Genomic DNA, 12,829 nt, shown 5'->3' on the forward strand with positions numbered 1-12,829 from the left:
TCGCATAAGTATTGCCACAAAAACATCGTTTTCATAACCAAAGCGATCTTTTTCATGAACAAAAGGATCGTTTTCATGACCAAAGCAATCGTTTTCATGACCAAAGCGATCGTTTTCATAACCAAAGCGATCGTTTTCGTAACCAACATCGTCATTTTCATAACCAAAGCGATCGTTTTCGTAACCAACATCGTCATTTTCATAACCAAAGCGATCGTTTTGGTTACGACAAAGTAGTTATTCACAACTGGGATGTCTACGACGGACTACACCTACGCAATATTTACAGCCGCAGTGTTCTATCCTAGAAACAAAAAGGAGCAAAAGTATGCAAGCCTACAAGCTAAACGCCACAATTGATGAATCAGGTCATTTAATTATTGACGAACCTCTAAATATTGCTCCTGGAAAAGTGGAAGTGATTATTTTGCAGCCAGTTCCATCCTTGGAAACTTCTACTGAGTCACAGCTAGAAAAGCCGAAGAGACAAACAAAAATCAAAGCTTTGCAAGGCTGGTTTGAAAAAACACAACCCACGCCTTCTGATTTTGACCCAGACCAAGCCAGATGGGAAGCTTTAAAGGAGAAACATAATCTGTGAAAGTCTTTTTAGACAGCAATGTTATTCTGGATGTTGCTCTTGAGCGACAACCTTTTTTTGGCAATAGCGAGACAGTTGTATCATTTGTTGAAGCGGGGCAGATAGAAGGCTACATCTGTGCATCTTCCTTTAGTGACATTTACTACATCATCCGTAAAGATAAAGATCGAAATTTAGCCCTTGAATTTTTGAGGGAAATAGTTACCTTTTGCCAAGTCGCCACTGTAGACAGTACCACAATCAACATGGCACTAAACCTTAACTTTAGAGATTTTGAAGACGCTATTCAATACAGCACTGCGGCACTAAATCACTTAGATGCTATTATTACTCGCAATCCTAGAGATTTTCCAGTTGCTACTCCCAGAATTATCACACCTGATGAGTTGATTCAGGAACTAACAACTACTCCATAAATAATTAAGTCAAATATATATGAATCCCCAATTAACCCCTGTCGAAATCCAAGAACTTCAGCAACTTCTGCCAAACGACACCCCAGCGCAAAAAGCGCTTACTACTCTACAGCATCACAACGGGAATCTAGAAGCTAGTTTTGATGCACTCTGGCAAGAGAAAGTCGGCACAACAGATTATAGTAGGGGCAAAAAATCTATTTTGCAGCTGACCCTCGACGAAATCCGTGCAGAAATCTGTGGTGATGATGGTTTACGGGGCAAAATCAAAGAATACACCAATAACCCTGGTAGTTCTTCTCTGCTCAATAGTATCATTGGCTCCCTGGTTGCCGTTGCAGCAGTGCATGGAATACCGATTGATGGTGCGATCGCTACAATTGTCGTGTTATATATTATCAAAATTGGAATAAACGTTCTCTGCAAATACACTGAGCCTGATAGCCAGCCAGAGTAAGGGTAAAAATAATATTGTACAGACGCGATTAATCGCGTCTCTCCTAACTTCTCTCACGTTCCCGGTAAATTTTGCAAACGTTCATCCAAATGACTACGGTCTGCCAAAACCTTTAATAGCGGGCCATGTGAGGAAAATTCTACAATACTGACCGAAGCAACAGGGCATCCCAAACGAAAACGGAAGCGTCCCACATCAATCCCCAGTACACTACACAGCATAATTCTGATAGTTGCCTTGTGTGCAACAACTAAAACATTACCACTACTATAATTTTGCTTGATTTCTTCAATTACCTGCAAGGCACGAGAAGCAATTGTGACAGCCATTTCTCCACCAGTTGGAGCATTCCAAGCCGGATCTGCTGACCAGCGAATATAATCATCGTGATATTCACGGCTAATTACTTCTGGCGTTTTTCCTTCCCATTTACCATAGTTAATTTCTTTTAAACCATCTCTAAGTTGTGGTTCTATCTTTATTGCTTCACACAAAGGTTTTGCTGTCAATACAGTTCGCTGCATTGGACTACAAAATATTGCTGTCCAATCCTTAGAACTATATGCGTCAGCAAAAGCCTTTGCCATCTCCAACCCTTCTGGGGTAAGTTCTGAGTCTATGGAACCGCAAAAGGAATTATTGCGGCTGCATTCTGTCTGTCCGTGACGGAGGAAATAAAGAGTTAGGCTCACGGTATATTCTCATCGATTGTAAATTTAAGAGCGCTAACAATCAGATGTAGCTGAAGATAGTTAATGCCCGTGCTATAGTACTACAATTTCATGATGTTTGGAATAATCTTCAGATTGAGCAAAGTTATAGCGTTTCCTAAGCAACTGAGGTACACCCAAATCTTTGTGAGCAAGCTTAGTAGCTTTGATAACGTACCTCACCAGATCGGGAACCGCTATATCACAGCTACGCCCGTCTTAGATATCACGCTGCTCTGCTAATATCATCAGCAGTCATTCAGTTGGATTTATGTGTTGAGTCAAATAATTAATATAATTTATAGCGCTTCTCTGTTGAGTGTAGTGTAATACAGACCTAACGCCCAGCCCCTTCCCTACAAGGGAAGGGGAGTAACATTTAAAACCTCTCTCCTAAAAGGAGAGAGGTTTGGAGAGAGGTCAAAATGTATTGCTTCCATTCGAGAACCGCTATAGTGATATCTAAATTTTAAATTAAATAAAATAAATAAAATTCATTGGAAAGTGTAGAGACGTGATTAATTACGTCTCTACAAAAATTCTTCCAATCAAGCTGATACTCTACTCTCTAATCCCTGCCTAGAGGATATCAAAAGAGTTTAGCTTGGTTCTTTAACAATTCAAATTTTTCTGCAAAAATGCAATCCACCCCATTTATATCCCTACATTTTCTGCAAAAAAATTATGAATTATTAGTCAATGTTTTTCTTGACATTATCTTTTACGTCTTCAATTCCGTGACGTACTTCACTTTCAGCTTGCTTTGCTTTACCTTTGGCTTTATCTTCTGGATCTCCAGTGATATTTCCTAAAGCTTCTTGGGCTTTACCTTCAACATTTTTAGCAGCAGCCTTTGCGCGATCTTCAATGCTCATTTTGTACTCCTGATTTTATTAAAAATTAACTTCAAAGCTATAAACTAACTTTGAAATTTTTTGTGATTACTTATAAACAGTAGCTTAAAGTTTTTGCTAAAGCCTTCCACCACAAGGCATATTAAACAATTAAAAATTAAAAATTAAAAATTAAAAATTAAGAAAGTAGTTGTAGTAAGCATTCTGGCTATTGTTTGAATGTAAAAGAAAGTACGAATAGTTTAGTTACCTATGCTAAAAGACATAGAACAAATGTAAATATGGTAATCTCTGCTTTTAACTGTTTAAATAAAAAAACCAGTTTCTATACGAAACTGGGTTAATAAAGTTATGGGGATGTTTTTTGTTTAATCGAGAAAACCCATCAGGGTTTCAGAATTGTCAATCTCATTTGGTGCTATCGGACGATTACCGAATGTTGAATAGCTGTCAGAAATCACCAATGAACTTGAGGCAATTGGACGAATCCCAGAGAGATTGATACTTTCAACGACTTGGAATGTGTTAGCGCCAATTGGACGAATACCCATTGAGTTATAGGTTTCAACTACTTCTAACGTACTAGTGCTAACAGGGCGCACCCCAGCAATTGAGAGGTGTTCAGCAACTTCTAAGTCGCTAGCGCCTATAGGACGAATTCCAGAAATGGCGAGTGTTCCAGAAGCTCCAGCTGGCAGTTCAGTAACTTCCTCGACTTTATCTGCATTCAAGCTCTGGTCTTGTTGATTTTCAACTCCCTCTGTAGCTTCCCCTGGAGACTTGGCATACTTTTGCCGAGAACTGGTTGCTTTGCCAGTGTTGCTAATAGTCATAAACGAACACCTCTAGTTTGTTAATTGAATTTTACAATAATTAAGGAAAGATGAAATTTTTTCCCATATACCTTAGAGTTTAACCTTAAAAAACCTCACATAGATATAAGTATCTTTAAAACTGATACATAAGTAAACTTGAATTAATAATTTTCGTAAACAATTATTACTATTTATTTTAGTTTAAGAAGCCAGCTACAATGGACACAGGGCGGAATCGTCACCATGAGATAGGGTATTTACAGCAAAACTGTATGACAGAATTTTGTCTTCAAGCTCCCTTTAGTCCTACAGGCGATCAACCACAAGCGATCGCACAACTCACCGCGAGTATCCAAGCTGGTAATCGTTACCAAACTTTACTAGGAGCCACTGGAACTGGCAAGACATTTTCGGTAGCAGCAGTTATTGAGAAAATTGGCAAGCCTACTTTAGTTCTGGCGCATAACAAAACCTTGGCTGCACAGCTTTGTAACGAGTTGCGAGATTTCTTTCCCAACAACGCAGTCGAGTACTTTGTCAGCTACTACGATTATTATCAACCAGAAGCGTATATTCCCGTCACCGATACTTATATTGAAAAAACGGCGGCGATTAATGATGAAATAGATATGTTGCGGCATTCAGCGACGCGATCGCTGTTTGAACGTCGTGATGTCATTGTCGTTGCTTCCATCAGCTGCATCTACGGTTTGGGAATGCCAGCAGAATATCTGAAAGCTGCCATCCCTCTTCAGATAGGTATGGAAGTAAATCAACGCCAAATTTTACGGGATTTGGCAAATGTTCAATATAGCCGCAACGACATAGAAATGGGTCGGGGAAAATTTCGCGTCCGAGGCGATGTCTTAGAAATTGGCCCAGCTTATGAAGACCGAATTATTCGCGTCGAATTCTTTGGTGATGAAATTGACGCAATTCGCTACATTGATCCGGTGACAGGGGAAATTCTCAAAAGCTTGGAAGCGGTGAATGTTTACCCTGCACGTCACTTTGTCACCCCAGAAGAACGGTTAGAAGTAGCTTGTAATGATATTGCAGCCGAGTTAAAACAGCAAAAACTAGACTTAGAACAAGCTGGGAAATTATTAGAAGCGCAACGCATAGATCAACGTACACGCTATGACCTAGAAATGCTACGCGAAGTCGGTTATTGCAACGGCGTTGAGAATTATTCCCGTCACTTAGCAGGAAGACAAGCTGGAGAATCACCAGAATGTTTAATTGATTATTTTCCTAAAGATTGGCTATTAATTATCGATGAATCTCACGTTACTGTACCCCAAATTCGCGGGATGTATAACGGCGACCAAGCGAGAAAAAAAGTTTTAATTGAACATGGATTTCGGCTTCCTAGTGCTGCTGATAACCGTCCTTTGAAAGCAGAAGAATTCTGGCAAAAGATGAATCAGTGCATTTTTGTATCAGCAACTCCCGGAAATTGGGAAATAGAAGTTTCTGAAGATCATGTAATTGAGCAAGTGATTCGACCAACTGGGGTGGTTGATCCAGAAATTTCTGTGCGTCCTACAGAAGGACAAATTGATGATTTGTTGGGAGAAATTAAAGATAGAGCCGACCGCCATGAACGAGTGTTAATTACCACGTTAACCAAACGCATGGCGGAAGATTTAACCGAATATTTGCAAGACCACGGTATAAGGGTACGGTATTTACATTCCGAGATTACTTCTATTGAGCGCATTGAAATTTTGCAGAACTTGCGCGAGGGTAAATTTGATGTTTTGGTTGGTGTGAATTTGCTGCGGGAAGGGTTGGATTTACCCGAAGTTTCCTTAGTAGCAATTATGGATGCAGATAAAGAAGGTTTTTTGAGAACCGAGCGTTCCTTAATTCAAACTATTGGTAGAGCCGCACGTCACGTCCAGGGACAGGCGATTTTGTATGCCGATAATATGACAGGTAGCATGATTAAAGCTATTGATGAAACAGATAGGCGGCGTGGGATTCAAACGGCACATAATCGATTGCATGGGATTACACCACAACCAATTGTGAAAAAATCAAGTAATGCGATTTTGGCTTTTTTAGATGTATCTCGGCGGTTGAATGCAACTGACTTGAAAGTTGTAGATGAACATCTAGATGAACTGCCATTAGAACAGATTCCAGGGTTGATTACTTTGTTGGAAGCGCAGATGAAAGAAGCGGCGAAGAAACTGGAATTTGAAGAGGCGGGGAAATTGCGCGATCGCATTAAACATCTGCGGGATAAAATGTTAGGACGTTAACGTGAATCTTATGCTTACCAATATTCGCCTAATTAGTGTTCGAGAATATCACCAAATGGCGGAAATGGGTATTTTTCATCCTGAAGAACGCTTAGAATTAATCGCGGGACAAATCATCAGAATGTCAGCAAAAGGAACTGCTCACGAATCAGGAATTACCCGCACAGAAAGGTTATTACGTCAACGTTTGGGTGACAAAGTTTTATTAAGAATCCAGTCACCAGTGCAACTTGACGATTATTCGGAACCAGAACCAGATATTTCAGTAGTGAAGCTGAATCCATTAGATTATGAGGATCACCATCCTGATGCTTCCGAAGTGTTTTTACTGATTGAAATAGCTGATTCCAGTCTCAAATATGATCGAGAAGTAAAAGCGATCGCTTATGCGAAGTCAGGTATTATTGAGTACTGGATTTTAGATGTGAATGGACGCAAGTTGTATATGTATCGTCTCCCCAGTCCAGACGGCTATCACAGTGAAAGCATACTTGCAGAGGATGTGACAATTTCACCTTTAGCTTTTGGTGATTGTGCGATCGTTATTCGGGAATTGTTGCGAAAAATCTGAGAGGCGATCGCCAGAAAGCACCTACGAAATAAAATGCTAGAGCATTAGTGGTTGGTTAGGGTAGCAATTCGGCGGATGTGGAAATAGTGATGTCTACGACGGGCTACCCTTACCCTGATTTGTACCGCTAAGTGCAGTTTGAAACCGAAACTAGCAATGAAGATGCGTAGATGTGCCCAGATGAGGCGGCGCAGCCGAAAGCTTATCTATTGGTATCAAGTATTTATCTACCTTGACGTTATGCATAGGGCAATTGCACTGAGATTGTTATTGATTGCCTTGAAATCGGGAACACTGTGATTAAGGGTGCTGCAAGGTTGTGAGCAATTGAACAAAACCCAAATCCATAATTATCTTTGGTTTCCACTACTATGCAAACAGTTGAAGTTGAGTATTCAGGTCAGATCAAAGTTAATGCAGGCAAAAATCCTAGAGAACTTTACGCTCACCAGAACGAGGCAATCAAAGCACTGGATCAAAAAAACAAGTCTCCATTTGAAGGCTTACTAGTTTTGCCTACGGGTGGCGGAAAAACTTTGATAGCGATTAATTGGTTACTACGTAACTTTATCGATAAGGGAAAAAAAGTTTTGTGGATCGCTCATCGGCATGAGTTACTTGACCAAGCCTTTGAGACGTTGAAATTTAGTGCCGATCCTTCATTGCTCAATAATGTCGAAAAGTTTAGATATCGTGTGATTTCCGGTCATCCTAAACATGATCGTCCTGTTAATATTCAACCAACTGACGATATTATTATTGCTAGTAAAGATAGTCTAAATAGTGGATTAAACCACCTCCTCGACAATTGGGTTAAACATTCTGATGCAGTTCTATTGGTAGTTGATGAAGCACATCACGCAACAGCAAAAACTTATCGAAAACTAATTAACGACATCAAGCAAAACTTTAAAGATAGAGGCAAGGCAGATAGTTTCAGAATGTTGGGGTTGACAGCGACTCCATTCAGAACAGATAAAGGTGAACAAGGTCTACTTAAAAAAGTTTTTCCTGACGACATTATCTTTTCAGAACACTTAAGAACACTCATTACTAGAGGAATTCTTGCTGAACCAATTTTCGATAACTTAGAAACAAAACTAGATTTTTATCGGGAATTGACCGATAAAGACATCAAAGCGATCGAGAATTTTGATAAGCTGCCCAAAAAGGTAGCCGAAAGGATCGCAATGTCTGATATCCGTAACAAACGGATTGTTGATCACTACGTTGATCATCAAGATAAGTATAAACCACTATTAGTTTTTGCAGTTGATATTCAACACGCGATCGCATTAAATAGCTTATTTCAGAAACGAGGGATTAACTCTGATTTTGTAGCGTCAAAAATATCAGATGCAAATACAGGAGCTACAGTTTCTGTAAAAGAAAATGCTGAGAAAATCAAGCGATTTAGAAGAGGAGAGCTTGAAGTACTCATTAATGTAGAGATGTTAACTGAGGGAACCGATTTACCCAAAATTCAAACTGTTTTTCTGACTCGCCCAACTACTTCTACGATTCTAATGACACAGATGATAGGTAGAGCCTTACGTGGGCAGAAGGCAGATGGTACAGAAAAGGCTTATGTTGTAAGCTTTATTGACAATTGGGAAGACAAGATTAACTGGGTCAATCCTGAGAAGTTGATTACAGAAGAGGGGGAATTCCGCGATACAGGTATCGAGACAATGAAGAGAATTGCTCGACTTATCTCTATTGAAAAGATTGAAGAATTTACCCGCATGATGGATGATTCTATCGATACTAATGACTGGGAAAAATTAGACTTTTTGAGACGAGTTCCCGTTGGAATTTATTGTTTCTCTATTCTTGAACCTTCTGAATCTGGTGAACCTCTATCTAGAAACTATGATGTACTTCTATATAATGATACAGAAGAGGCTTACGATAGCTTCGTCAATGATTTAGAGACTGTATTTAAGAGCGTTGATATCGAAAACAGAGAGATATTAACTGACGAAGAACTTAAATATCTGCTGCAACTCACAAAGAAACTTTATTTTCCCGATCATTCATTCCTACTTGGCTATAGAGATGCTGATGTTGAGAATATTCTACGTTTCTACGCTCAAAAACAGATGGAGCCAGAATTTATTGCGTTTAGTGAACGTAGAAAGTGTGATTTGTCAATTGTAGCGAGGCATATATACGAAAATGATTTAACCCTTAGACAAGTAACTGAATATCTCACTTCTCTATGGAATGACACTCAATCCTTTTGGCAAGTTCTATTTGGATATAACTATCTGTATTTCAAGAAGCAAGTAGACATTGAAATTAATAAACTGCTCGGAGTTTACCCTGATCTGATAGTTACTCCACCAATCGTAATTCCTGACACAGTACCCATAGAAAGTCTTTCACTCGTTGAAATTAGGGAGAGAGATCCAGCCGAGTATAGAGATATTAAGGATGCTGTGTTTGCTAAATATACAAATACAAAGGGATTTATTAACTGTGCTATGAGTGAGTTTAAGAGCCAGATGCGAAGGGATTTCCAAATTGATCACATCATACCGATGTCAAAAGGTGGTTTAACCACGCTAGATAATCTTCAAGTTTTATCTCGTAAAGCTCACACAGAAAAGACTCGGTTAGAAAACCTAAAAACTAGAATTTGAAGAAGCGGCAAAATGGCGCGATCGCATTAAACATTAGCAATATAAAATCCTGAAATATTACTGCTTAGTCAGGGTAGCAATAAAGAGAACGTCCTTTTTTCGCTATCCTAGAAAAGTAACTCATTCCCCGATCGCTACGATGGTTGCTTTACCCGACAACATTTTGATGAGTGCAGAAGAATATCTGGTTTGGGAACCTACCCAAGAGGAACGCTACGAGTATTGGGATGGCGAAGTTGTGATGATGAGTGGTGCTACACGCAACCATAATCGGGTTTCTGGAAATTTCTTTAAGTTCTTAGATGATGCCCTAGCCGATCGCACCTGCGAAGTGTACATTGTAGATGTGAAGGTTCAGGTAGAACCTGGGCAAAAGTATTTTTATCCAGATGTGGTGGTGACTTGCGATGAGCGAGATACTGATCCACAATTAGTACAATTTCCCTGCTTAATTATCGAAGTGTTATCACCTTCAACAGAAGCAGCCGATAGGGGGAAAAAGTTTGGCAAATATCGCCAATCTTCAACCTTGCAAGAATATGTCTTGGTACAAGTAGCTCAACCGATTGTAGAAGTGTTTCGGCGCAACGAACAGGGGAAATGGGTGCTGTCGGAGTATAATTTAGGCGATATATTGCGGCTGGAATCTGTAGATGTAGAAATTGCGATCGCCCATTTATATCGCCAAGTGCAGTTTGAAACTGAAGCAACTGAAAATTGAATAGATGATTGATAAGGTTGCCTCATAAATCTTAGCCTTTTGGAGAGACAGGAGAATAGGTAATATCAGGATTGGCAGTAAGATGGTTAGTAGTGAAATAATAGTTGACAAGTTAATGCTTCAATACATACCTACCCATCAGCGATGCGATGAATGCAGAAGAATCTGAGCTAGCTTACAGAAAACTTTTATCAATGCTTGAAGATCGCCGATTTGGATGGGTTGTTGAGCAAGTAGAAGCAGGAATCTTTGCAGGTGACATAGAGTTACCAGAAAAGAGAACGTCTCCTACGATTATTGAAGATTTTTCTGCTCACAAGAAGCTGAGATACTTGGTAGATGCCATTGAACAGGCGGTAATTAATACTGCTGATATGGAACGTGAAACCTTAGTTTCTTTAAAAGAGAAATTACTTTCTATCCTGATAGTGAAAATTCTCAAGCATCTTTTTCAGTTAACGAAACTTTTTTGGCTTCAAGACGACAAGAAGCTATTAGCGCATTACGAGAATTACTAGATTTATTGAGAGCAAGGATATCCGAAGATGGTAGCAAGTAATGTTGATCTGCTGAATGAGATTAGCTTATACCAATTCTGTATGAAGATGCGCCAAACTATGCCAAACTTCTAAACGGGTGCATTTAGTGATTTTGTTATGAGTCGTCCATTCCAAATTGAGATTTCAGAAAGCCTTGAAGAATTGGAAAAAGCTATCAGACATGCCACAGCGGCAAGCAGTAAAGAAAGATTGCAAATGCTCTATTGGCTTAAGAGTGGTCAAGTCAGCAGCAGGCGATCGCTGGCAGAACGTTTAGGACGTGATGAAGCAACCATAACTCGTTGGGTGAGAAAGTATAAAGATGAAGGACGAAGGGGCTTGCTTGAAGTCAAACATGCACCAGGGAAAGTTCCCCTCATCAGTGGTTCAGACTTATACCAATTCTGTATGAAGATACGCTAAACCATGTTTAAGTACAAGAAAGGAAAACGAACCGCAAAGGACGCATTCGCGCAGCGTCTCGTCAGAGAAGGACACAAAGTAAAGAAAGAAGTTAAAAGGGTTTGGCGCAGCCTCACAAAGAAATGGTATTAGAAGCAATTAATAGCTCCAGCAATTGCAGAAAACTGGTAGTTTATCTAAGAAAAATCTTAGTTCATCCTCGCAATTTCTTATGTACCTGCGCTAAATACCACATATAATCATCAATTTTGTAATTCTCAGCAGCTTTAACTATATATTCCTGAGCTAAACCAAGATTATTTTGAGCTTCGTAATATAATCCCAAGTAAAGATGACTGTAAAAATTTCCCTTTATCCCTTCTGATTGACCAACAATTAAAACATCGTCTGGTGTACAATTACCAGCATACAAATCATATACGCGCTGCATAATACGTCGAGGGTCATTTTTTACAGTTAGTAAAGAATTACGCGCCTCTTCAACACCTAATGAACGAGCTATGCAGAGATATCGCCATACTGTTTCTTCTACATCTTGAGCATTTACAGTCAAATCTATTTCAAATTGTTCAGCGCCCTCAGCAAATCTTTCTGCATAATAATACGATAATCCCCGTTGCCAGAGATAAGGTTTAATACGAACATCCAATTGCTCTGCTGTGTCGAAATCTTGAATAGATTCATCAATTTTGGCCAGTTGAAAGTTAACCATGCCTCGGCGAATGTAAGCATTAGGGTTTTTTGGCTGATTGCGAATGGTTTCGTTCCAGCGCTGGAGTTGATTTTCCAGAGAATTTGAAAAAAACATGGGTAACCAAGCCTATATGAGAATTAACTAGCATATATCATCTTATGGAACATCTTAGATAAACAAAATCAGCACTGTAGTCAAGCTCCTTTCTTCTCTAACTGGAAAATTATGGCATGATGCTTACTGCTTCAAGGTAAGTCCTACAATAAATCTCAAATATTAAACTGAGATCCATCCACGAGGTAGAAGAAACTACTTACAAAATTCCGTATTGTAGAATTGCTGTCTTAAAATCAGGAAAAAACGCTCGTGGTTCCCATTAGAGATAATAATCCGACAAAAATCACGCCTTATGTAACTTATGGGCTGATTGCTGTCAATGTCCTCGCTTTTATTTATGAAGCAAGTCTTCCCCCACAAGCATTAAATGGATTTTTACACCTTGCGGCTGTAGTTCCACGAGAACTCACCTTAAGCTTTGGCGGCATCTCTGTACATCAACCAGTTCCAGAATGGGCAACTTTGATTACTTCCCAATTCCTGCACGGTGGTTTCTTGCACTTAGCCGGTAATATGTTGTTTCTCTGGATTTTTGGCAACAACGTTGAAGATAAGTTAGGCCATGCCAAATATTTACTGTTTTATTTATCTTGCGGTGTTTTGGCATCTTTAACACAGTGGTTCTTCGCTCAAGATTCTAGCATTCCTTCTTTGGGTGCAAGTGGTGCGATCGCAGGTGTTATGGGTGCATACATTCTCCGCTTTCCCAATGCCGAAGTCCTTGGCGTTGTACCTTTAGGGTTTTTCTTCCCAACTTTCCGTGTCCCCGCATATTTCTTTTTAGGATTCTGGTTTCTCGAACAAGCCTTCTACGGACTTACCAGCCTGGAAGCACGTACCAACATCGGTATGGAAAGCGGTGGTATTGCCTACTGGGCCCATGCCGGCGGGTTTATCTTTGGGGCAATTCTCGGCCCACTGTTGGGTTTATTTAGTGATAAATCCCAGGAAGAATCTTGGTATAAGTAATTTTTTTTAGTATCGTAGTTACCCTCA

The 12,829-nt window shown here is 39.7% G+C and carries 15 protein-coding genes; 11 read left to right on the forward strand and 4 right to left on the reverse strand.

The annotated features are described in order from the left end of the window. Positions 1–11 precede the first annotated feature (11 nt). The 4 genes from CDG76_RS36190 to CDG76_RS15550 are packed head-to-tail and all read left to right on the forward strand — an operon-like array spanning position 12 to position 1,474. Positions 12–308, forward strand: a complete 297-nt coding sequence (locus tag CDG76_RS36190; RefSeq protein WP_143854096.1) for a hypothetical protein — start codon at positions 12–14, stop codon at positions 306–308. Between the two features lie 20 nt (positions 309–328). After that, positions 329–601: a hypothetical protein gene (locus tag CDG76_RS15540; RefSeq protein ID WP_094349874.1), complete on the forward strand. Its 273-nt coding sequence runs from the start codon at positions 329–331 to the stop codon at positions 599–601. Beyond that, positions 598–1,017 carry a type II toxin-antitoxin system VapC family toxin gene (locus CDG76_RS15545; RefSeq protein ID WP_094349875.1) on the forward strand — a complete coding sequence of 140 codons (420 nt, stop codon included), beginning with the start codon at positions 598–600 and terminating at the stop codon, positions 1,015–1,017. Before CDG76_RS15540 ends, CDG76_RS15545 begins: the two co-directional genes overlap by 4 nt. A gap of 19 nt (positions 1,018–1,036) precedes the next feature. Then, entirely contained in the window at positions 1,037–1,474 is a 438-nt protein-coding gene (locus CDG76_RS15550; protein WP_094349876.1) for a hypothetical protein, read from the forward strand. A gap of 53 nt (positions 1,475–1,527) precedes the next feature. Here CDG76_RS15550 and CDG76_RS15555 read toward each other — a convergent pair whose 3' ends face one another. From CDG76_RS15555 to CDG76_RS15565, 3 genes are all read right to left on the reverse strand, one after another. Continuing rightward, positions 1,528–2,166, reverse strand: coding sequence for a histidine phosphatase family protein (locus tag CDG76_RS15555; RefSeq protein WP_094349877.1), 639 nt, complete (start codon positions 2,164–2,166; stop codon positions 1,528–1,530). A 710-nt stretch (positions 2,167–2,876) separates the two neighbouring features. Beyond that, a complete protein-coding gene (locus CDG76_RS15560) occupies positions 2,877–3,059 on the reverse strand; it encodes a CsbD family protein (protein ID WP_069070399.1) in 183 nt (60 codons plus the stop codon). Positions 3,060–3,406: 347 nt separating this feature from the next. Further along, a complete protein-coding gene (locus tag CDG76_RS15565; RefSeq protein ID WP_094349878.1) occupies positions 3,407–3,871 on the reverse strand; it encodes a hypothetical protein in 465 nt (154 codons plus the stop codon). A 254-nt stretch (positions 3,872–4,125) separates the two neighbouring features. On the opposite strand from CDG76_RS15565, the gene uvrB reads away from it, so the two are divergent. The 6 genes from uvrB (at position 4,126) to CDG76_RS15600 (ending at position 11,022) form a co-directional block, all read left to right on the forward strand. Next, the gene (uvrB, locus tag CDG76_RS15570; RefSeq protein WP_094349879.1) at positions 4,126–6,123 is read left to right on the forward strand and encodes an excinuclease ABC subunit UvrB; all 1,998 of its coding nucleotides are present in this window, start codon (positions 4,126–4,128) and stop codon (positions 6,121–6,123) included. Between the two features lie 10 nt (positions 6,124–6,133). After that, positions 6,134–6,694 (forward strand): Uma2 family endonuclease, encoded by a 561-nt coding sequence (locus CDG76_RS15575; protein WP_094349880.1) that lies wholly within the window; start codon positions 6,134–6,136, stop codon positions 6,692–6,694. A 371-nt stretch (positions 6,695–7,065) separates the two neighbouring features. Then, positions 7,066–9,339 (forward strand): DEAD/DEAH box helicase family protein, encoded by a 2,274-nt coding sequence (locus CDG76_RS15580; RefSeq protein ID WP_094349881.1) that lies wholly within the window; start codon positions 7,066–7,068, stop codon positions 9,337–9,339. Positions 9,340–9,478: 139 nt separating this feature from the next. Next, on the forward strand, positions 9,479–10,060 hold the full coding sequence (locus CDG76_RS15590) for a Uma2 family endonuclease (protein WP_094349882.1): 582 nt from the start codon (positions 9,479–9,481) through the stop codon (positions 10,058–10,060). A gap of 149 nt (positions 10,061–10,209) precedes the next feature. Beyond that, complete coding sequence (locus tag CDG76_RS15595; protein ID WP_094349883.1) at positions 10,210–10,578, forward strand: hypothetical protein; 369 nt, start codon at positions 10,210–10,212, stop codon at positions 10,576–10,578. 138 nt (positions 10,579–10,716) lie between these two features. Next, complete coding sequence (locus tag CDG76_RS15600; protein ID WP_223265247.1) at positions 10,717–11,022, forward strand: helix-turn-helix domain-containing protein; 306 nt, start codon at positions 10,717–10,719, stop codon at positions 11,020–11,022. Positions 11,023–11,215: 193 nt separating this feature from the next. On the opposite strand, the gene CDG76_RS15605 is transcribed toward CDG76_RS15600, so the two are convergent. After that, the gene (locus CDG76_RS15605; protein ID WP_094349884.1) at positions 11,216–11,830 is read right to left on the reverse strand and encodes a tetratricopeptide repeat protein; all 615 of its coding nucleotides are present in this window, start codon (positions 11,828–11,830) and stop codon (positions 11,216–11,218) included. Positions 11,831–12,082: 252 nt separating this feature from the next. Between CDG76_RS15605 and CDG76_RS15610 the strand changes: the two genes are divergently transcribed. Then, positions 12,083–12,802, forward strand: coding sequence for a rhomboid family intramembrane serine protease (locus tag CDG76_RS15610; RefSeq protein WP_094349885.1), 720 nt, complete (start codon positions 12,083–12,085; stop codon positions 12,800–12,802). Positions 12,803–12,829: the final 27 nt, after the last annotated feature.

Origin of the sequence: Nostoc sp. 'Peltigera membranacea cyanobiont' 210A (genome assembly GCF_002246015.1) — a bacterium.
GTDB lineage: Bacteria > Cyanobacteriota > Cyanobacteriia > Cyanobacteriales > Nostocaceae > Nostoc.

Coding starts and splice junctions, on each gene's coding strand:
- CDG76_RS15540 (WP_094349874.1), top strand. CDS start 329: ATGCAAGCCTACAAGCTAAACGCCACAATTGATGAATCAGGTCATTTA.
- CDG76_RS15550 (WP_094349876.1), top strand. CDS start 1,037: ATGAATCCCCAATTAACCCCTGTCGAAATCCAAGAACTTCAGCAACTT.
- CDG76_RS15560 (WP_069070399.1), bottom strand. CDS start 3,059: ATGAGCATTGAAGATCGCGCAAAGGCTGCTGCTAAAAATGTTGAAGGT.
- CDG76_RS15565 (WP_094349878.1), bottom strand. CDS start 3,871: ATGACTATTAGCAACACTGGCAAAGCAACCAGTTCTCGGCAAAAGTAT.
- uvrB (WP_094349879.1), top strand. CDS start 4,126: ATGACAGAATTTTGTCTTCAAGCTCCCTTTAGTCCTACAGGCGATCAA.
- CDG76_RS15575 (WP_094349880.1), top strand. CDS start 6,134: ATGCTTACCAATATTCGCCTAATTAGTGTTCGAGAATATCACCAAATG.
- CDG76_RS15580 (WP_094349881.1), top strand. CDS start 7,066: ATGCAAACAGTTGAAGTTGAGTATTCAGGTCAGATCAAAGTTAATGCA.
- CDG76_RS15590 (WP_094349882.1), top strand. CDS start 9,479: ATGGTTGCTTTACCCGACAACATTTTGATGAGTGCAGAAGAATATCTG.
- CDG76_RS15595 (WP_094349883.1), top strand. CDS start 10,210: ATGAATGCAGAAGAATCTGAGCTAGCTTACAGAAAACTTTTATCAATG.
- CDG76_RS15600 (WP_223265247.1), top strand. CDS start 10,717: ATGAGTCGTCCATTCCAAATTGAGATTTCAGAAAGCCTTGAAGAATTG.
- CDG76_RS15605 (WP_094349884.1), bottom strand. CDS start 11,830: ATGTTTTTTTCAAATTCTCTGGAAAATCAACTCCAGCGCTGGAACGAA.